At 35.2% G+C, this 21,061-nt stretch carries 20 protein-coding genes; 19 read left to right on the top strand and 1 reads right to left on the bottom strand.

Features of this window, described 5'->3' with window-relative positions; all coding sequences use genetic code 11:
- Positions 1-23 precede the first annotated feature (23 nt).
- From ACTSKG_RS06650 to ACTSKG_RS06640, 3 genes are all read left to right on the top strand, one after another.
- Positions 24-1,379, top strand: coding sequence for an acetyl-CoA carboxylase biotin carboxylase subunit (locus ACTSKG_RS06650; RefSeq protein WP_464757351.1), 1,356 nt, complete (start codon positions 24-26; stop codon positions 1,377-1,379).
- 1 nt (position 1,380) lies between these two features.
- Positions 1,381-1,593 carry an acyl-CoA carboxylase biotin carboxyl carrier protein subunit gene (locus ACTSKG_RS06645; protein ID WP_464757350.1) on the top strand — a complete coding sequence of 71 codons (213 nt, stop codon included), beginning with the start codon at positions 1,381-1,383 and terminating at the stop codon, positions 1,591-1,593.
- Between the two features lie 107 nt (positions 1,594-1,700).
- Positions 1,701-3,242, top strand: a complete 1,542-nt coding sequence (locus ACTSKG_RS06640; protein ID WP_464757349.1) for an acyl-CoA carboxylase subunit beta — start codon at positions 1,701-1,703, stop codon at positions 3,240-3,242.
- Between the two features lie 337 nt (positions 3,243-3,579).
- On the opposite strand, the gene ACTSKG_RS06635 is transcribed toward ACTSKG_RS06640, so the two are convergent.
- Complete coding sequence (locus ACTSKG_RS06635) at positions 3,580-3,777, bottom strand: hypothetical protein (protein ID WP_464757348.1); 198 nt, start codon at positions 3,775-3,777, stop codon at positions 3,580-3,582.
- 225 nt (positions 3,778-4,002) lie between these two features.
- On the opposite strand from ACTSKG_RS06635, the gene ACTSKG_RS06630 reads away from it, so the two are divergent.
- From ACTSKG_RS06630 to ftsA, 16 genes are all read left to right on the top strand, one after another.
- A complete protein-coding gene (locus ACTSKG_RS06630) occupies positions 4,003-4,893 on the top strand; it encodes a 2-dehydropantoate 2-reductase (RefSeq protein ID WP_464757347.1) in 891 nt (296 codons plus the stop codon).
- On the top strand, positions 4,877-5,263 hold the full coding sequence (locus tag ACTSKG_RS06625; protein WP_464757346.1) for a DUF3397 family protein: 387 nt from the start codon (positions 4,877-4,879) through the stop codon (positions 5,261-5,263). Before ACTSKG_RS06630 ends, ACTSKG_RS06625 begins: the two co-directional genes overlap by 17 nt.
- Before the next feature lie 405 nt (positions 5,264-5,668).
- Positions 5,669-7,285 (top strand): bacillithiol biosynthesis cysteine-adding enzyme BshC, encoded by a 1,617-nt coding sequence (gene bshC, locus ACTSKG_RS06620; RefSeq protein WP_464757345.1) that lies wholly within the window; start codon positions 5,669-5,671, stop codon positions 7,283-7,285.
- A 203-nt stretch (positions 7,286-7,488) separates the two neighbouring features.
- Positions 7,489-7,920, top strand: coding sequence for a division/cell wall cluster transcriptional repressor MraZ (gene mraZ / locus ACTSKG_RS06615; RefSeq protein ID WP_387579355.1), 432 nt, complete (start codon positions 7,489-7,491; stop codon positions 7,918-7,920).
- Positions 7,921-8,064: 144 nt separating this feature from the next.
- Positions 8,065-9,015: a 16S rRNA (cytosine(1402)-N(4))-methyltransferase RsmH gene (gene rsmH, locus ACTSKG_RS06610; RefSeq protein ID WP_464757344.1), complete on the top strand. Its 951-nt coding sequence runs from the start codon at positions 8,065-8,067 to the stop codon at positions 9,013-9,015.
- Entirely contained in the window at positions 9,016-9,384 is a 369-nt protein-coding gene (ftsL, locus tag ACTSKG_RS06605; RefSeq protein ID WP_464757343.1) for a cell division protein FtsL, read from the top strand.
- 35 nt (positions 9,385-9,419) lie between these two features.
- Entirely contained in the window at positions 9,420-11,585 is a 2,166-nt protein-coding gene (locus tag ACTSKG_RS06600; protein WP_464757342.1) for a peptidoglycan D,D-transpeptidase FtsI family protein, read from the top strand.
- An 89-nt stretch (positions 11,586-11,674) separates the two neighbouring features.
- Complete coding sequence (locus tag ACTSKG_RS06595) at positions 11,675-13,552, top strand: stage V sporulation protein D (RefSeq protein ID WP_464757341.1); 1,878 nt, start codon at positions 11,675-11,677, stop codon at positions 13,550-13,552.
- A gap of 50 nt (positions 13,553-13,602) precedes the next feature.
- Positions 13,603-14,574: a phospho-N-acetylmuramoyl-pentapeptide-transferase gene (mraY, locus tag ACTSKG_RS06590; RefSeq protein ID WP_464757340.1), complete on the top strand. Its 972-nt coding sequence runs from the start codon at positions 13,603-13,605 to the stop codon at positions 14,572-14,574.
- Between the two features lies 1 nt (position 14,575).
- The gene (gene murD, locus ACTSKG_RS06585; RefSeq protein WP_464757339.1) at positions 14,576-15,931 is read left to right on the top strand and encodes a UDP-N-acetylmuramoyl-L-alanine--D-glutamate ligase; all 1,356 of its coding nucleotides are present in this window, start codon (positions 14,576-14,578) and stop codon (positions 15,929-15,931) included.
- Positions 15,932-15,974: 43 nt separating this feature from the next.
- Positions 15,975-17,042, top strand: a complete 1,068-nt coding sequence (locus ACTSKG_RS06580) for an FtsW/RodA/SpoVE family cell cycle protein (protein WP_464757338.1) — start codon at positions 15,975-15,977, stop codon at positions 17,040-17,042.
- Between the two features lies 1 nt (position 17,043).
- Complete coding sequence (locus tag ACTSKG_RS06575; protein ID WP_464757337.1) at positions 17,044-17,841, top strand: cell division protein FtsQ/DivIB; 798 nt, start codon at positions 17,044-17,046, stop codon at positions 17,839-17,841.
- Positions 17,819-18,541: a DUF881 domain-containing protein gene (locus tag ACTSKG_RS06570; protein ID WP_464757336.1), complete on the top strand. Its 723-nt coding sequence runs from the start codon at positions 17,819-17,821 to the stop codon at positions 18,539-18,541. Before ACTSKG_RS06575 ends, ACTSKG_RS06570 begins: the two co-directional genes overlap by 23 nt.
- A 22-nt stretch (positions 18,542-18,563) precedes the next feature.
- The gene (locus ACTSKG_RS06565; protein ID WP_464757335.1) at positions 18,564-19,286 is read left to right on the top strand and encodes a DUF881 domain-containing protein; all 723 of its coding nucleotides are present in this window, start codon (positions 18,564-18,566) and stop codon (positions 19,284-19,286) included.
- Between the two features lies 1 nt (position 19,287).
- Entirely contained in the window at positions 19,288-19,638 is a 351-nt protein-coding gene (locus ACTSKG_RS06560; protein ID WP_464757334.1) for a small basic family protein, read from the top strand.
- A gap of 111 nt (positions 19,639-19,749) precedes the next feature.
- The gene (gene ftsA / locus ACTSKG_RS06555) at positions 19,750-21,042 is read left to right on the top strand and encodes a cell division protein FtsA (RefSeq protein WP_464757333.1); all 1,293 of its coding nucleotides are present in this window, start codon (positions 19,750-19,752) and stop codon (positions 21,040-21,042) included.
- The last annotated feature ends 19 nt before the right edge of the window (positions 21,043-21,061 follow it).

Genomic DNA, 21,061 nt, shown 5'->3' with positions numbered 1-21,061 from the left:
TCTTTAACTTAGGGGGTAAGATAATGAAAAAAGTATTAATTGCAAACAGGGGAGAAATTGCTAGACGTATTATAAAGACATGTAAAAAGTTAAACATTGAAACTGTCGCAATATTTTCGGAGGCCGATGAAGAGCTACCATATGTGAAAGAAGCAGATTATGCATTTTTAATCGGACCTAATCCAGTTCAACAATCGTATTTAAAAGTAGACGAAATTATTGAACTTGCAATAAAAGAGCAAGTTGATGCCATCCATCCAGGATATGGTTTTTTATCAGAAAATGCGGATTTTGCTCGAAAAGCGGAAGCAGCTGGAATCACATTTATTGGTCCTAAACCAGAAACAATTGAAAAGATGGGAGATAAAATTGCATCTCGTTTGACAATGATTAAAGCAGAAGTTCCTGTTGTTCCTGGAACTGAAGAAGGTTTAGCGACTATTACGGATGCAAAAGAGGCCGCTTTAAAAATCGGTTATCCTATTATGCTTAAAGCAAGTGCTGGTGGCGGTGGAATCGGAATGATTCGTTGTGACGATGTGGAGACTCTAGAGAAACACTTTGAGTCCATTAAAACAAGAGCAAAATCTTACTTTGGTAATGATGTCGTATTTTTAGAGAAGTTTATCGATGCATCCCGACATATTGAAGTGCAGATTTTTGGAGATAAAGCTGGAAATATCGTTCATTTATTTGAACGTAATTGCTCTGTTCAACGCAGAAATCAAAAAGTACTTGAAGAGTCACCATCACCTAATTTCCCGCAGGAAGCACGACAAAAATTGTTTGAAGCTGCAGTTAAAGCTGCGAAAGCAGTAGATTATGTAAATGCAGGAACAGTAGAATTTATAGTGGATCAAAATCATCAATTTTATTTTTTAGAAATGAATACAAGACTTCAGGTAGAGCACCCAGTAACAGAAGCGGTTACAGGATTTGACTTAGTAGAATGGCAGTTAAAGGTAGCAGCTGGAGAAGATTTGCCTGTAAAAGACCAACAATTAATTACTTCAAATGGACATGCATTAGAATTTAGAATCTATGCGGAGGATCCAAAGACATTCTTTCCTTCACCAGGAACAATCACGAAAGAATACTGGGGAGATTCCGCAGAAATTCGATTTGATGCAGGATATGAAGAGGGGAACAAAGTAACTCCTTTTTATGATCCAATGATTTCAAAAGTTATTATCCACGCAGAAAATAGAAAAATGGCAATCGAGAAAGCGCAAAAAGTATTTTCTTCTGCTAAAATAGAAGGTGTGAAAACAAATATTGAATTGTTTAAACAATTTTTAGATGCAGACAGCTTTAAGAGTGGAATTTATTCAACATCCGTTTTAGGGGAATGGATGCAACAACAAAGGGAGGAAGTTTAAAATGAAAAATTTAGAATCGACAATGGCAGGAACAGTATTTACTGTAAACGTAACAGTGGGGGAAGAGGTATCCGCTGGTCAAATAGTAATGGTATTAGAATCAATGAAAATGGAGATTCCGGTAGAAGCTGAAATGGCAGGAAAGATAGCTACCATTCATGCAAAAGAAGGAGATTTCGTTAACGAAGGCGATGTTCTAGTGACATTTGAATAAAAAATAAAGATAAATGCTTTCCGCCTTAGCGTCGGGTAGGTCGACTAACCTCGACCAAGAAGCTTTATCAAGTATGTTTCGATTTCTTTATTAAGGGGGTATTCAAAGTGGGAGAAAATAAGGTATATAATGAACGATTAGAAGAAAAGCTGACGTCCATTTTTGCTGGTGGGCATTCGAAGTACCATGAAAAAATGAAAGAACAAAAGAAATTATTTGTTCGTGATCGATTAGCTTTACTTTTTGACAATGGGGAATATATTGAAGATGGTCGCTTTGCTAATGTAGAAGCTGGTGATTTACCAGCAGATGGTGTTGTTACTGCTACTGGAAAAGTGAACGGACAAACAGTTTGTGTTATGGCAAATGACTCAACGGTAAAAGCTGGTTCATGGGGATCACGCACTGTTGAGAAAATTATTCGAATTCAAGAAATAGCTGAAAAAAATAGAGTACCAATGTTGTATTTAGTAGATTCGGCAGGTGCTCGTATAACAGATCAATTAGATATGTTTCCTAATCGTAGGGGAGCGGGAAAAATATTTCATAACCAAGTAAGACTTTCTGGTTTTATCCCGCAAATTTGTTTGTTATTTGGACCATCTGCAGCAGGCGGAGCATACATACCGGCTTTTTGTGACTTAGTTATAATGGTAGAAGGTAATGCATCAATGTATTTAGGTTCACCGCGGATGGCTGAAAAGGTTATTGGTGAAAAAGTGACATTAGAAGAAATGGGTGGAGCTCGCATGCACTGTACTGTCAGTGGATGTGGTGATGTCCTAGTAACTTCGGAAGAAGAAGCAATTTATGAAGCAAAACGATATTTAAGTTATTTCCCAGCGAACTACACGGAAAAACCTAAAAAAGTAGAACCTAAAGCAATAAAAGAGGGAAGAACGCTTGAAGCGATTATTCCGGAAAATCAAAATGCACCATTTGATATGTATGAAGCGATAGATGCCCTAATTGACGAAAACTCTTTCTTTGATGTGAAAAAGTTATTCGCACCAGAATTAATTACAGGGTTTGCTCGAATCGAAGGACAAGCAGTTGGTATTATCGCGAACCAACCAAAAGCAAAGGGTGGAGTACTTTTTGTAGATTCAGCAGATAAAGCTGCGAAGTTTATATCCCTTTGTGATGCATTTTCCATTCCATTACTATTTTTAGCAGATGTCCCTGGGTTTATGATTGGAACAAAGGTAGAGCGCGCGGGAATTATTCGACATGGTGCGAAACTAATTGCTGCCATGAGTTCTGCAACAGTTCCAAAAATCTCTGTTATTGTGCGAAAAGCGTATGGAGCAGGTTTATATGCAATGGCAGGTCCAGCGTTTGAACCGGATGTATGTATAGCATTACCTACTGCACAAATTGCGGTTATGGGTCCAGAAGCAGCAGTTAACGCTGTATACTCCAATAAAATTGAAGCAATCGAAGATCCAAAAGAACGGTTAAAATTTGTGCAAGAAAAGCATGCCGAATATAAAGAAGAAATTGATATTTACAAACTTGCATCTGAAATGATTATTGATGAAATTGTTGCGCCAAGTGATCTGCGCAACGAACTTGCAAATCGTTTTAGATACTACGAAAATAAAGAAATTGCGGTGGCACCTAGAAAACATCCAGTGCTTCCAGTTTAATAAAAACAACTTTCACGGTAATAAAATTAGGTTTAATTGTCTAGTAATTTGATAAAAAAAGGTCTACCATTATGGTTGGCCTTTTTTAAAATGAATTTTTGTGCAATGAACCTAGTATTTATGGTATATTTCACTACTATTACATGAAAAGGTTGATCTCCGCTGCAGGCGGACGCTTTCCAGGGGGCAAGCATCAAGCCGCTTCGGGCCAACATGACGTTGGTCACAAAGGCGTTGCCACACGATGTGGCGCTCTTAGCCTTTGAACAATTGAGCGCTCAGTCCAGGGTCTTGATTTGCTTGCTAATCCCCTAGGAGTCGCCGCCTTCCGCTTCAATCAACAATGCAAATAAGCAAGGAAATATGCTTGATAGAAATAATGAACTGGTACTTTTCTTTGTTTATCAATATGGCAAGCGGAAACAGAGAAAAATAGGTAGTATTTACCGATAAAGAAGTGAAGAGCTTCCGAAATGGTATCTTCGGAAGCTTTTAAAAGAGTAGAGAAGTATTTTTCTCTAATTATCCAAACCAAACGCATCATGTCCTCACAAATTCCAAGAGGGCGACGGACAAACATCCGCCATAAGATTACCGAGAAAATGGATCGTGAAGTGACGCAGTCACTTCACGATCCAAAATTCCCGCTGTAATAGTGTAGCCAATGCTTCGTCCAAAGCACTCTGATAACGGTGAAGACAAGATGCACTTTAAGGGCGCTTGCGCTTTTCTTACAAACAAGAAAGATGAGGTGGGAAAATTGAAAATCGGTATTATTGGTGCTGGGGCGGTAGGAATGCTTTTTGGTGCATATTTAGCAGATCAGAAAAATGACATATTATTTTATGTACGTAAGAATAATAAAATAGAAAATTTATACATAGAAAAAGAACCAAACGTTCCTGAACGTATCGTTTGTAATCAAGTATATAAAATAGAAGATTTGTTTGAGGTAGATATGATTATTATCGCAGTGAAGTATCATCATTTAAATCATTTAAAAAGTGAATTAGATTTACTACCAATAAATATACCACTTTTATTTGTACAAAACGGTTTACTCCATGTACCATTTGCTGATCTATTAAAGCAAACGACCATCTTAATTGGTTCTGTATTGCACGGTGCTACGAAAGTAAATCAGAATACTGTTCGTCATCTTGGAATTGGGATTACAACTATTGGGATTCATAGAGGTGTCTGGGATGAGGTAGACGCTTTAATACAATGTTCTTCTAACAAGTTTCCTATTGTTTTAACTACTAACATTCAAGTTATCCTTTTTAAAAAAGCCTTGCTAAATTGTTTAATAAATCCTTTAACTACAATCACTCAAGTTGAAAATGGAGTATTAATAAAAAATGACTCCTATAGAATTATTTTAAAAAATATGTATGAAGAATTAATGGGTGCCTTCGAGGAGTGGAGAGAGCTACTTGCTTGGGAGGAGGTTGTAGAACTGTGTAAAAATACGGAATTTAATCGTTCTTCTATGCTTACGGATTATGAGAATGGTCGTTTAATGGAGATTGATACGATTGTCGGGGCGGTAATTGACGAAGCGAAAAAACGAGATAAAGAATTGGCTGTGTTGCACACTTTCTACTTAATGTTAAAAGAAATGAACAAGGTAGGTGATCATCATTACTAAAATACTTTCCTTTATTATATTATTTCCTGTAATTATATTTATCTTATCCTTTACAATTTCGAAATACTTATTACATAAAAGAAAAAAATCATTCGGTGTTGCAGCGGATGTGACCACCTTTTTATTATTTTTCTCTGTCTCTAATGCATTTTCTATTGTATTTTCAAAAAGTATCTCTTTGTTGATGATCATTATCTCTCTGCTAATAGCAACAATATTTACATATTTAGATTGGAGAAACCAAAAAGAAATCGAAGTCATGCCTCTCCTTCGAAAAATATGGAGATTGTTATTTATATTATTATGCGTGACATATGCATTGATTTTGTTTATCGGTGTTTTCCAGTATGTTTTAAAATATATAAGCTAAATCAATTTTATGATTCAAATTTAGAGCATAAAACACGAACTATATGAATGTGAAATGTATAAATATGTATAATATACTTTTCATAAATCAGCATGATTTCCGCTATAAGTGGACGCATTCCGCGGGGTAAGCGATGAGCCATCACCGCCGCCTGTCGCTCCAATCAGCAAATTAAGTATAGTTCGTTTTTCAATAATTAAACGCCTTTATGAAATTAACTCAAGCTAATAATTTTTAACAAGGTACATCGAAGTGATATACTTTTAAGGTAATTAAACTAATCTTGCAGTGTTTGTTTCCTGCAAAAGTTTATGCCTAGTGCGAAGTCAATTTTCTGTGTAGCTTTTTAGGATGAAACAGAATATAGAAGCCAAGGTGAATTTAATAATTAGAGGTGGAAAAAACGTGCGAGTAGAGCAATACACACAACCATTCGCTTCCTCATTTTATAAGAAATATTTAGAAGATCCAGCAAGTTTGTCTTCTTTCTTTCATTATGAATGGAATCAAAAGGCATTAAACAATAGGCTACGGGAAACTGATTTTAATAAGCATAAAAGAAGTGACCTTGTTAAAGTATTAAAAAATTATATGGGTCAATTTGGAATATCTAAAAAAAGCAATATGCATTTAGAAGAATTGAAAGATAACGGAATTGTCATTATTGGTGGACAACAAGCGGGATTAATATCGGGTCCGTTGTATTCCATTCATAAGGCGATTTCAGTTATTACTTTAGCTAAGCAGCAAAGAGAAATTCTTGGAGTACCTGTAATTCCAGTATTTTGGATAGCTGGAGAAGACCATGATATAGACGAGATAAATCATGTGTACATAGAAAGAGGAAGAAGACTTCAAAAGTTTGTATATCCTGAAGTATCCAAAATAAAAAAAATGGCTTCTCAAACCACTTTAGATAAAGAAATTATGAACTCTTACTTAGATGAATTATTTCAAAGCTTGCCAGAAACATTAAACACAAAAGAATTATTCCAAAAGGTTACCTTACTGTTAGAAAGTAATTTAACGTACAGTGATTTTTTTGCGGCGTTTATGAACTATCTTTTCCAAGAGGAAGGTTTACTATTAATAGATGCAGCATATGAACCCTTTCGACAACTAGAAAGTGAATATTTTCAACTTATGGTGAAGAATTCTGCGCAACTCGCAAAGGTTGTTTTTGAAAATGAAGTGGCATTTGAACAAAAGGGATTTGGTACACCAATTCAAACAAAAGAGAGTGCAGCTAATTTATTTTATGTAGAAGATGGGGAAAGATTTTTGCTTGAAAGAAAAAATGAAAATTTTGTCCATGAAGCAAAAGGAATATCTTTTTCAGAAGAAGAAATGATAAATCTCGCTAAAAATTATCCAGAAAAGTTAAGTAATAATGTCGTAACTAGACCTATTATGCAAGAAATGGTCTTCCCTGTTTTAAGTTTTATCGGTGGACCTGGGGAAATTGCTTATTGGGGTACATTAAAAACAGCATTTGAGCTCTTTAACATGAAAATGCCCGTTATTATGCCGAGATTAAGCATAACAATTGTGAATTCGAAAACCCAAAACTTGTTGGAAAAGTTTTCTTTTTCTGTTCCAGATGTATGGGAAGGCAAAGTAGAAGCAGCTAAACAACAATTTATTAATGAGCATAGAAATGAAAAAATACCTGAGCTTATAGGAACTATTAAGCAAGAATTATCAGCCAAGTACCAAGAACTTGAGAAACTTCTTCAAAACGAAGATTTAAAGTTAGTTCCATTAATAAATAAAAATTTGGGTTATCACGAAAAACAATTAATTTTTATCCAGAATGCAATTGAGGATACATTCCTTGGAAAGATCGATGCTTCTATTCATCGTTATGATCGATTGATTATGGAATTGATACCGGATGGTGGATTACAAGAAAGAACGTATTCCCCACTTCAACTATTAAATGAGGTTGGAGCGAACCTCATTAAAGATCTTTTAGAGATACCATTTGAATTTAACGGAAAACATCATATAGTGTTAATTTAGTTTTTAAGCCTCCAAAACTTGGAGGCTTTTTATATGGGTAAAATATCTTGATTTTACACAGTTTTTTTAAAATTTTCTTCTTTTCAGTTATCTCAACAAGTACTATTTACGCATTTTAAAAAATATAATGCCTAAATTCTAAAAATGAGTGGAGGAAAGTGGGGCGATGTGGTATGTTAATCTCATAAAGTGGGGTGAGTAGCATGTTCATGGGTGAGTATCAACATAACGTTGATCCGAAAGGCCGGTTAATCATACCTTCCAAATTTCGGGAGCATTTAGAAGATTGCTTTGTTTTAACACGTGGTCTTGATAATTGTTTATTTGGTTATCCTATGAATGAATGGCGAAAACTCGAAGAAAAATTAAAAGAACTTCCAGTTACTAAAAAAGATGCTCGTGCTTTTACTCGATTTTTCTTTTCAGGTGCAACGGAAGTTGAAATTGACAAACAAGGTCGTATTAATATCCCTAGTAATTTGCGCAGTTATGCAAAGATGGATAAAGAATGTATCATTCTTGGTGTTTCAAATCGTCTAGAAATTTGGGCGAAGGATGCGTGGGAGAATTACTTTGAAGAATCCGAGGATTCTTTCAATGATATTGCTGAAAATATGATTGGTTTTGATATATAACTTAACTCTGCGATATTAAGACTGGAGATAAAGTTATAGCCTAGACGGATGTCACAGAACTATTTGAGATGTTTATAGAGCTAGCTCTCAAACAATTTAGACTCATAATTAGCTACGCGAATTAGAAAAGAGGAGGAAAAAGGTTTGTTTCATCACACAACGGTATTATTAAAAGAAACGGTAGATGGACTTGCCGTTCGTCCTAATGGTATTTATGTGGACTGTACACTTGGTGGTGCGGGGCATAGTGAATACTTAGTAAAGCAACTAGATGATAACGGTAGGTTAATATGTTTTGACCAAGATATAACTGCTATTGAAAATGCTAAAAAAAGATTAGCTCCTCATTTGGATAAAGTGACATTTATTCACGCTAATTTTCGTTATCTAAAAGAAGAACTTGCGAATATTGGAATTTACCAAGTAGATGGAGTTTTGTATGATTTAGGTGTTTCTTCACCTCAGCTTGATACACCAGAGCGCGGTTTTAGTTACAACTATGATGCTCCGCTCGATATGAGGATGGATCAAACGAGCGAGTTGACTGCCTATCATGTACTAAACGAATGGCCATATGAAAAGCTTGTGAAAATCTTTTTTCGGTACGGAGAAGAAAAGTTTTCAAAGCAAGTTGCTCGAAAAATAGAACAGGCTAGAGAAATAGCTCCAATTGAAACAACATTTCAACTGGTGGATTTAATAAAAGCTGGAATTCCTGCTGCAGCTAGAAGAACAGGTGGACATCCTGCCAAACGAATTTTTCAGGCAATAAGAATTGCTGTAAATGATGAATTAGGGGCAGCAGAAGAGTCTTTAGAAGATGCTATTAAGGTAATAAGAGTAGGTGGAAGAATTAGTGTTATTACATTCCATTCTCTTGAGGATAGATTAACAAAAACCATTTTTAAGGAAGCTGCTTCATTACCTGATTTACCACCAAACTTACCAATTATTCCGGCAGGTATGGAGCCAACTTTGAAACTAATAACACGAAAACCAATTTTACCTTCAGAAGAAGAATTAGAAGTAAATAACCGTTCTAGGTCAGCTAAACTAAGAATTGTGGAAAAAATTTATGAAAAGGGAAGTGTCTAAATGGCTTTACGCAAACACCAGTCACAAACATACATAAGTCGCCCTTCTTTTCCTGAACAACCACATATAAAGAAGCAGGCAAAACAACATAAAAAGTTATTAACAAAAGGTGAAAAAATTCTATTTCTCGGTTTATTATCTGTAGTAACAATACTTTCGATATTTATCATTCAAACACAGGCTGCCGTTCGTACAACGAGTGCGGATATACAACTTATGGAAAAACAAATCGATAATACTTCAAAAGAGAATACAGACTTGTCCATACAAGTAAGCGAATTATCTACCTATGATCGTATTTGGAAAAAGGCGGAAGAGCTCGGTTTGAAATTAAATGAGCAAAACGTAAAGGTAGTACCAGGACAATGAATAAAAAATTTCGTTTTCAATGGGGAGCCTTTCTAATGTTTTTACTATATGGAGGGCTCTTTTTTCTATTACTAGGTCGATTTGTATTTATACAAGTAACAGGGACTGCGGACGGGCAAGTATTATCAGCTAGAGCAGAATCAAAGTATAATAGAGAGCAATTGATTCAAGCAAATAGGGGAAAAATAGTGGATCGTAACGGAGAAGTAATTGTAGAAGACACACTAAGTTACAAAATAATTGCCGTTATTAGTCCTAAGGCAACTAGTAATAGTAATAATCCCCGCCATGTAACCGATCCAGAAAAAACAGCGCAAGTATTATCCAAGTATATAGATATGTCAGAACAAGAAATTGTTAATTTACTCAATAAAAATATAAAAAACGGAAAGACGTATCAAGTAGAATTTGGAAAATCTGGACGCGATATTAGTTATAAAAAAATGATGGAAATAAAAGAATATAAACTTCCAGGTATTATTTTTATTCAAGACATGAAAAGACTATATCCAAATGGACAGTTTGCTTCCCATCTAATAGGCTTTGCTTTAAAAGAAGAGAAAGATGATGGGAAAGCGGTTGCAGTTGGAAAGATGGGGCTTGAATATATCTATGATAAAGAATTAACTGGCACGCCAGGAAAAGTCGAATTTAAGGGTGATACGAAAGGATTTTTATTACCAAATGCAGAAAAAATGATCACGAAACCTCAAGACGGAGACACGATCTATTTAACAATTGATAAAACGATTCAAAATTTTCTTGAAGATGCACTAAATAAAGCACAAGAAAAATACAATCCTGAAAAGATGACTGCGATAGTTGCGAATCCAAAAACAGGTGAGATTCTTGCAATGTCTCAAAGACCAACGTTTGAACCTAATACAAGAGATGGTCTTTCTACGAACTGGTTAAATGAAGCGATAGAGCAAACAATCGAACCTGGGTCAACGATGAAAATTTTCACATTGGCATCAGCTATTGAAGAAGGTGTATGGCAACCAAATGCTACTTATAAATCTGGTTCATATACTGTGTATGATAGAACAATTCGAGATCATAATGTATATGGATGGGGAACAATAACATTTTTAGAAGGATTTCAGCGATCATCTAACGTCTCAATGGCTTACTTATTAAACCGAATCGGAGACGAAACATTTATAGAATATATCCATCGATTTGGTTTCGGTGAAAAAACAGGCATTGACTTACCACATGAAGCAAGTGGAACGGTAAGTGATCAGTATCCAATCAACAGAGTAACAACTACGTACGGTCAAGGAACAACAGTTACTCCAGTGCAACTAATACAGGGTATGACTTCTATTGCGAACAAAGGAAAAATGATGCAGCCGTATGTTATCGATAAAATTGTCAATCCAAACACAGGGGAAGTTATAACTGATCACAAACCAACGGAAAAGAAATCTCCAATTTCAGCAAAAACAGCTGATCAAGTGAAAGAAATACTAGCAAGTACAGTGACGTCTGAACATGGTACAGCAAAGCGATTTAAATTAAATGAATATACAACTGCTGGAAAAACTGGAACTGCGCAAATAGCCAAACCTGGTGGAGGATATTATTGGGGAAGTAATTTCTTTTTATATTCTTTCTTAGGTATGGCGCCTGTAGAAGACCCAAAATTAATCGTGTATGTGGCAGTTCATAAACCACAATTGGAAGGTTCGGAAGTGGGTTCTGAACCTACTTCAGAGATATTTAAATCTGTTGTAGAAAATAGCTTGAAATACTTAAATATTCAGCCTGAGAATTTAGAGCTTGCATCTCCTATTAAAATGCCAAATGTAGTTGGTAAAAATGTAATAGAAAGTCAGAGTTTACTAGAGTCGCAAGGTTTAAAAACTGTTATAATTGGGCAAGAGGAGCAAGTTAGAGAACAATTCCCTGCTGAAGGAACTTCCATGTTAGCAAGTGGTAGCGTATTTGTTAAAGGCGATGGGGAAATTCAGTTACCCAATTTTTCTGGGTGGTCTAAACGAAATCTTATGATATACAAATCGTTATCAAAAGTTCCAATTGAAATCGTTGGGGAAGGTTTTGTGACAAGTCAAAGTCTTACAGCAGGATCTGCTGTTTCAGTTAATACCCCTGTTGTCGTTCATTTATCGACGCCTAAGGAATTAGAAACTCAGTCCGAAGTAAAGCAAAATATGGAAACCTCTTCACAAGACTAAATTAGTGATAGAATAGTTAGTGTCATTTTCTCATACGTTATCTAAAACGAATAAAAGGAGAAAATGTAATTTCAAAATTAAAACAGATAATGCGTCTGCGAGTTATTTGGGTAATTACCATATTGCTATTTTTAGCAGTAATATTGAAATTAATCCAGCTACAATTTTTTCAATTTGACGAATTGACAAAGAAAGCAAAAGAAAGCTGGGATCGAGAATTACCTTATGCATCACTTCGAGGTAATATTTTGGATAGAAATGGGGAAGTGATTGTTGGAAATAAGCTTTCGCCAACATTATTTTACATGCCTTCTCAAAATGATGATCCGGAGAAAGTGGCACAACAAATTGCACCATTGATTAACATGGAAAAAGAAGCATTATTTGAACAACTCAATAAAAGGAAGTCTATCATAAAAATTGCACCAGCTGGAAAAAATATTTCTGCTGAACTTGCAATGGAAATTCAAGATATGAATATTAAAGGCTTATATTCAGGTGTCGATTATGTACGAGACTATCCACATGGAAATATGCTTTCTAGATTGCTAGGGTTCACAGGATATGATACACAAGGACTTGCGGGAATTGAATACCAATACGATTCTATATTAAAGGGGAAATCCTCCGCAATTCGAATGTACACTGATGCTAAAGGCGTGCCACTTCCTCATGTAGATGATGGTTTAAAAAATGGTGTTTCAGGAAATCACGTCCAACTAACTATTGATTTGAAAATTCAAGAGGTCGTAGAAAGAGAACTTTCGCAAGCAATGAAAAAATACGAAGCGACGCAAGCTATTGCAATTGTGATGAATCCTAAGAATGGTGAAATACTTGCGCTTTCTTCCACACCAAATTTCGATCCATCCTCCTATCAAGAAGTGGACTCTACCATCTATAATCGTAATTTACCAGTTTGGATGACTTTTGAACCTGGTTCTACATTTAAAATTATTACTTTAAGTGCTGCACTTGAGGAAAATGTAGTCGATTTGGAAGAAGATCATTTTTATGATCCTGGATACACGATGGTAGAAGGGTCACGTCTTCGTTGTTGGAAAAGAGAAGGTCATGGCGATCAAACATTTTTAGAAGTTGTAGAAAATTCATGTAATCCAGGATTTATAGAACTAGGAAGAAGAGTTGGTCCAGAAAAGCTTCAGGATTACATACGTAAATTTGGATTTGGTCAGTCAACAGGATCTGGTATGGCTGGAGAATCAACGGGTATTTTATTTAGTAAAGAAAGATATGGTCCAGTTGAACATGCTACTACGTCATTTGGTCAAGGTATTTCTGTTACACCAATCCAGCAAGTGCAGGCGGTAGCAGCTGCAGTAAATGGGGGTTATTTATATAAACCATTTATTGTTAAAAACGTTTTAGATGGAGAAACAAATGAAGTTTTATCTAGTTCTGAACCTGAACTAAAGCATCAAGTAATTAGTGAAGAAACGTCAGCAAAGGTACGAGATGCGCTCGAACATGTAGTTGCGGAAGGATCAGGTCGGAATGCTTATAGAGATCAGTTGCGCATTGGTGGTAAAACTGGTACTGCACAAAAAGTGCAAAACGGGAGATATATGGACGGAGAGTACATCGTTTCCTTTATCGGTTTTGCTCCAGCAGATGATCCAGAGTTAATTGTATATGTAGCGATTGATAATCCTAAACATAGTTCTCAATTTGGAGGAGTAATAGCAGCCCCTATTGTTGGGCAAATTATCGAAGATTCATTAAAAGTAACTGGTGGTGGAACTCAACTAGAAAAAGAATATCGTTGGGGGGATATCCAACAAGTTCGTGTACCAAACTTAGTAGGAACGAAGAAAAAAGAAATAACCGAGTACATGTATTCATTTCAAATTGTTTGGCATGGTGACGGAGAAGAAATACTTTCTCAATTACCAAAAGAGAATAGTTTAATTCCAATTGATGGAAAAATACACGTTTACACAAAATAATCAACTATAGTTCACTTATTGATAGTTGATTGCAATTAAGGAGATTTTTTATGACATTATCTACAACTATTATTACAATTATTTTTAGCTTTTTATTGTCTGTTATTCTTGCACCAATTGTTATTCCGTATTTAAGAAGAATGAAATTTGGCCAAAGTATTAGAGAAGAAGGGCCAGAATCTCATCAAAAAAAAGCTGGAACGCCAACAATGGGTGGAATCATATTTTTATTATCTATTATTATATCAACCTTAGCGATATCATTTTACTTCGATAAGTTAACGACACAAACGATAGTACTACTTATTATTTTAGTAGGTTTTGGACTTATTGGATTTTTAGATGATTTCATTAAAGTTGTATTAAAGAGAAATTTAGGTTTAACTTCTATACAAAAATTGATTGGCCAAATTATTATTTCTGTAATTGCTTATTTTTTGTTGAAGCTAGGACCATTTGATACAACGCTTGCTATTCCTTTTACAAAAATAGTAATATCACTTGGCCAATTTTACGTAGCTTTTCTTATATTTTGGTTGGTTGGATTTTCTAATGCGGTAAACTTATCAGATGGATTAGATGGGTTAGTGTCTGGAACTGCATCTGTTTCTTTTGCAACTTTTGGTGTTATTGCGCTTGCTTATGAGCAAACAGATATTGCAATTTTTGCTTTTAGTGTTTCAGGTGCACTGTTAGGATTTTTGTTATTCAATAAAAACCCGGCAAAAGTTTTTATGGGTGACACAGGTTCGCTTGCACTAGGTGGGGCATTAGCAATGGTATCAATCCTTGTTAAGGAAGAACTTATCCTACTATTGGTAGGTATCATTTTTGTCATTGAAACATTGTCCGTTATTCTACAAGTTATAAGTTTTAAAACAACAGGCAAGCGCATTTTTAAAATGAGTCCTATTCATCATCATTTTGAGCTTTCTGGTTGGTCTGAAAGAAAAATAGTAACGGTGTTTTGGGCAATTGGTTTTATCTCGGCAATGATTGTTGTATTCCTGGAGGTTTTATAAAATGAAGCAATTACCATTAGTCTATCATAAGAAAATTCTTGTATTAGGTCTCGCAAAAAGTGGTACAGCTGCTGCTGAGATTTTACATGAATTAGGTGCATTTGTAACAGTGAATGACTCCAAACCTTTTGAACAAAATGAAAATGCTCAATATTTACTTTCAAAAGGGATGACCGTTATTTGTGGTAGTCATCCAGAAAGCCTTTTAGACGAGGGTTTCAGTCTTATAGTAAAGAATCCAGGTATTCCATATAAGAATCCAGTTATAGCTGAAGCTATAAAAAGAGGCATTCCTGTTTGGACGGAAGTCGAACTAGCATATCGTATTAGTGATGCACCGATGATTGGAATAACTGGTTCCAATGGAAAAACAACCACAACTACATTAATATTTGAAATGCTAGAAGTAGGAAGGAAACAACCACTGATAGCTGGTAATATTGGTACAGCTGCAAGTGCTGTAGCATCCAAAGCAACAGAAGAGAATACTATTGTAACGGAATTATCCTCCTTTCAGTTAATGGGGACAGTAGAACTTAAACCAAAAGTTGCCGTTTTGATGAATTTATATGAAGCACATTTGGATTATCACACCAATTTTAAAGAATATACAGATGCAAAATTTAATGTTACGAAAAAACAAGATGCATCCGACTGGTTTATATACAATGGAGAACAAAAAAGTGTGACGGATTATGCAGCTAAAAGTAAAGCACGTAAGGTTCCTTTTTATGTAAGTGGAAAAATGAAAGAGGGCATAAGTGCAGATGATTTATATGTATATTGGAACGGTGAAAAGCTATTTGAACGATCCATCATTGGACTTCGTGGAAAGCATAATTTAGAAAATGTATTAGCAGCGACTGCTGCTGCTCTTATATTTGATTGTTCCATAGAAAATATTAAAGAAGTCCTCTCCACTTTTCATGGTGTAAAACATCGTACTCAATTTGTTCGTCAGTGGAAAAATAGAAAGTTCTATAATGATTCAAAGGCAACAAATGCACTGGCAACGAAAAGTGCTTTAGAAGGTTTTTCGGAGCCAGTTGTACTAATTGCTGGCGGGGTGGATAGGGGCCATTCTTTTGATGAATTAATACCGCATTTACAAAATGTGAGAGCGTTAATTCACTATGGTGCAACAACAGAACGCTTACAGGAATTTGGAGAAAAACAATTAATTCCTTCTGTTGTATCAGTAAATACCCTTATAGAAGCTATTGCCGAAGCTGTAAAAATATCGAAAGAAGGAGACATAGTTTTACTGTCTCCAGCATGTGCAAGTTGGGATCAATACGAAAGTTTTGAGATTCGTGGTGATGAATTTATAGAGCAAGTGTTAGCTTTAAACGAATAACGAAGGGATGAAGTAATCGAAAGATAAAAGAATAATCTTATTTTTGACGTCTGTCCTTTTCCTATCCATTATAGGTATTCTTTTTGTTCATTCTGCCGGCTCATACTGGAGTGAAGTGCATTATAAGAATCAATTGCCATTTGCTTTTAAACAAGCTAGCTATTTAGTTGTCGGCATTCTTGGAGCGTTTTTTATAAGAAATAAAAGCTTTGTAAGACTCCCTAAGTTCTGGATAATGACATACGTACTATCTATCTTATTTTTAATAGGAGTTATGATCCCTGGAATAGGAGTTGTGCGTAATGGCTCACAAAGCTGGATTTCACTAGGTATTATTAACTTTCAGCCAGCGGAATTATCCAAGATTGCGGTATTAGGGATGCTCTCTTTTTCACTAGCGAATGAAAAAAAGTCAAAGCTAAAACTCTATACACAGACTGCTGTAATATTATTACTACCAATTTCACTAATCATGCTACAACCAGATTTTGGTTCTGCTTTTGTTTTAATTGTTGCATCATTTATATTACTATTTGCGGCAGGTTTGCCTATAAAGTTTTTCTTCACGATTGGAATGACAGGAATCATTGCTCTAATTGGATTAATCGCTTCTGCGCCATACCGTCTTGCTCGAATTCAATCCTATCTGGACCCATGGAAAGATCCGTTAGGTACTGGGTTTCAAGCAATTCAATCATTACTTGCTGTAGGACCTGCGGGTTTGTTTGGATTCGGATACGGGAATAGTAGACAAAAGTTCTTATACTTGCCAGAGCCACAAAATGACTTTATTTTCTCGATTTTACTGGAAGAAACAGGTTTTATCGGGGGTTTCATCATTATTTCTGCATTTATTGTGTTTTTTACAACCGGCTTTTCTCTGGCTTCCCAAGTGAAAACAAGATCTTCCCAATTAACGATAATTGGATTTACTTCTTTACTTGCTATACAAACGTTTTTAAATATGGGAGTTGTTACGGGTTTACTTCCTGTTACAGGAGTTACATTACCATTTATTAGTTATGGTGGGTCTTCATTAGTAACTACTTGGGGGATAATAGGAATCATATTAAACTTGGCAAATGATACTTCAAAAGAAGGGAGGCGGTAGAATGGAAAAAATCATAGATATTGAAGATAGAATACCCACTCTAAAAGAACGTAGGCGAAGAAGGACAAATAAAAAGTTTTCCATTCTACTTTTTCTCTTTGTCACAACTTTACTTGTAGTACTTTATTTTCAATCTAGTTATAGTCAAATTCAAACAATCAGAGTTTTTGGAGCAGTTCTTGTACCAAAAGAACAGTACATAAAGCAAAGTACTTTAAATCTAGGTGATTCGATGTGGAGCTTTAGAGAAAACCAGATTTCGAAGTTAATAGAGCAAAACGAATGGATAGCTTCTGCAGAAGTTCATCGAAATTGGTTAACGGGAGTAAATATTCAAGTCAAAGAATATAAAAAAATCGGATATGAAGAAAATGGAAATAATCTTGACATAATTTTAGAAAATGGAAAGAAAATTGAGACAGATGGACAAGTTGTACCAATGGATGGACCAATTTTATCAGGATTTGAAGACGAGAAAATTAGACTCCGACTCTTAAAAGAATTAAAAAGTCTTAACTCAGAAGTATTAATGACAATTTCACAAATCAATTATACTCCTACTGAGAATGATGCTTATTCTATCCAAGTATTCATGAATGATGGTAATGAAGTACAAGCAATCATTCCATCCTTCTCTAAAAAAATGAATTTTTATCCATCCATTGTGGCACAGCTCAACCCAGACGTTAAAGGAATTATTGATTTAGAAGTTGGTTCTTATTTTCAACCATTTAAAGATATGAATGAAAAAGCGGGCGAAGAGGAGGCGATGGAGATTGAAGAAGAACAAACTCCTTAGAATTCCTTCCAGAGGTCTAGTATTGATTTCATTAGTTAGTTTAGTCTTGGGATTTATACTTGCATACTCTTATAGTATTTCCTCAGCGAATAAAGAACAAAATCCTTCAAACTCTGTTGGATTTAATGAACAAGAAAAATATAAACAAGAATTGATTCACCAAAAAGAGAGAAACAAAGAGCTAACAGAAGAAATAAATGCAAAACAACAAGATATTAGAAATTATGAAAAATCATTTGCTAGTAGTGAAACAAGTGTAGAGGAGTTAGTGAAAGAAGCTGAAATGCTGCGACTATTAATTGGCGATATACCTTCCCAAGGAAAAGGGGTTTCAGTTTCACTGCAAGATGGTGCATATAATCCTTCACAAGAAAATCCCAATGATTATATTGTTCATGAAAGTCATCTATTTAAGGTTATTAATGAACTGAAAATATCTGGTGCAGAAGCTATCTCTATAAATGGTCAAAGGCTTCATTCGAATTCATATATCCGTTGTACTGGTCCAGTTATTACGGTTGATGGAAAAACCTTTCCCGCACCTTTTACGGTTGAAGCAGTTGGTGATCCAAATGTATTACTCGCTTCTGTTAATCTTAGCGGTGGAGTAGTGGATCAATTAACTAGCGATAATATTGTAGTTACAGTTGAAGAAAAAGGGAGAATAGCAATGCCTGCTTTAAGGGATGAGAAGAACTAAACAAAGTGAAGGAGGCCGAATAATGAAAAAAACCGTCTATATTCGGTTTACATTAATTTTGTTAATTGTTGGGTTTATGTTAGCAGTCCAATATAATACTGTTCAAAATCCAGAGACACGGGATACAAGAGACATATGGGCAGTTCGACAAGAGTTAGCTAAAGAAACAGAATTACACTCAGAGTTATTGTCCGAAGTGCGTGGCCTAGACCAAACCCTTGGTAAATATGAGAATATGGTAACTGAAAGTCCAGAAATCGCATTAAAAGACACAGTGAAACTTTTAAAAAAAGAAATTGGATTAGAAGATTTTAATGGGCCTGGTCTCACGATAAAGGTCGAACCATCTTTAGAAAGCATAGCGGTGGGACAACCTATCCAAGGAATAACTCCAGACTTACTAGTCCGATTAATTAACGAAATAAATCGATTCAAAGCTAAAGCAATTGAAGTGGATGGGAAAAGAATGATTTATTCATCCGCAATTAGAGATGTTAATGGCAAAACAACTGTTAATAATCTTGCCATTAAAAAAGCACCATTTTTAATAAGAATAGGCACTTCCACCTTCGAAGATGCTAAAAAAATGTATAATCAACTAGAAGCTTCTTCTATTGGAGATGACTTTTACATTGATAATTTAAAATTAGATATTGGACAACCTGAAAGTAATATTAAAATAGCCGCATATGATCAGTCTATCAGTAAACAATTTCTATTAGAAATTCCAGGGGGAGAAAAATGAGATGTGGTTACCGTTATTAGGTCTAATACTTGGAATTTCTTTGGGTCTCTTAACAGATATTCAAATTCCTGAATTATATGAAAGTTATTTATCTATAGCTGTATTGGCTGCGTTAGATACTTTGTTTGGCGGTATTAGAGCACAATTACAACATGTGTATAATGATAAAGTATTTGTCTCAGGATTTTTCTTTAATATCGCTTTAGCAGCCGCTTTAGCATTTTTAGGAGTCCATCTAGGAGTAGATTTATATTTAGCCGCAATTTTTGCTTTTGGAGTTCGTTTATTTCAAAATATAGCTGTAATTCGTCGATTGTTATTAACTAAATGGTCCGAAAGAAAAAATAAATAGGAAATTTTGATTAAAGCAATGAAATATTAACTATTTGTTTAGAAAATTTTAGACTTTATACGTTTTTTACAATAGAATAATATATAAAGAGTAATTAGGAGGTGCCACGGGTTGAATCAATCAGAATTATACGTTTCATTAGATATTGGGTCGTCTTCGATAAAAGTATTAATCGGAGAAATGAGTGAGGACTCGCTGCATGTTATAGGTGTAGGAAATGTTAAATCAAATGGTATCCGGAAAGGATCTATTGTCGATATAGACGCAACTGTACAGTCCATTAAAAAAGCTGTGAGTGAGGCAGAACGAATGATTGGGATGTCTATTCATGAAATTGTACTTGGTATCCCAGCCAATCTAGCAAACATACAGAACGTTAAAGGTGTAGTAGCTGTAAATCGGGAGGATCGGGAAATTACAGATACAGATTTAGATAGAGTCATAGAATCTGCACAAGTAATGTCTATTCCTCCTGAACGAGAGCTTATCAATATTGCTCCCAAGCAATTTATCGTTGATCATTTAGATGAAATCAAAGATCCACGGGGAATGATTGGAACTCGACTTGAATTGGACGGAATTATGATGACTACATCGAAAACAATTTTACATAATGTGTTAAGATGTGTGGAACGTGCAGGACTTCAAATTAGAGAAATCTATTTACAACCATTAGCTGGTGGTTATTTCGCACTTACCGAAGATGAAAAAAACCATGGTACCGCTTATATTGATATAGGTGGAGGATCAACAACGATTGCTATATTCAGCGAAGGTCATTTAATCAATACTTCTGTAATCCCTGTAGGGGGCGAACATATTACAAAAGACTTATCAATCGTACTAAAAACGCCTACCGAACAAGCAGAAATGATTAAACTTCAATATGGACATGCCTTCTACGATGATGCATCTGATGATGAACTTTTCGAGGTTCCTGTTATTGGTGCAGATATGAAAGAACAATATTCTCAGCGATATATTGCTGAAATAATTGGCGTTCGATTAGAAGAATTATTTGAACTCGTCTTAGAAGAATTTTATCGTATGGGTCTACAAGACTTACCCGGTGGTGTTGTAATTACTGGAGGAGTTGCCAAACTAGATGGTATTGGTCAGCTTGCAAGGCATATACTACAAACAAGAGTTCGCTTATATACGCCTGATTATATTGGAGTACGGGAACCCCAATATACGACGGCTGTCGGTCTTATAAGATATGCCTATAAAGAAGACCTTTTTTATGGTAAAATTGGTAGCAGCCATGCTTTATCACAAATGGCGCCAAGTGAGGCCGTTTCTATACCTAAGAAACATAAACAAGCTTCTCAAACTTCAAATAATGAAAACAAAGAAAGTGCAATGACGAAAGCTAAAAAGTTTTTCGACAAGTTTTTTGAATAAAAATACATTTAACATAGTT

The organism is Psychrobacillus syltrankelensis, assembly GCF_055454035.1.
The sequence above is the reverse complement of the archived record's forward strand: the minus strand, read 5'-3'. Positions and strand labels throughout refer to the sequence as shown.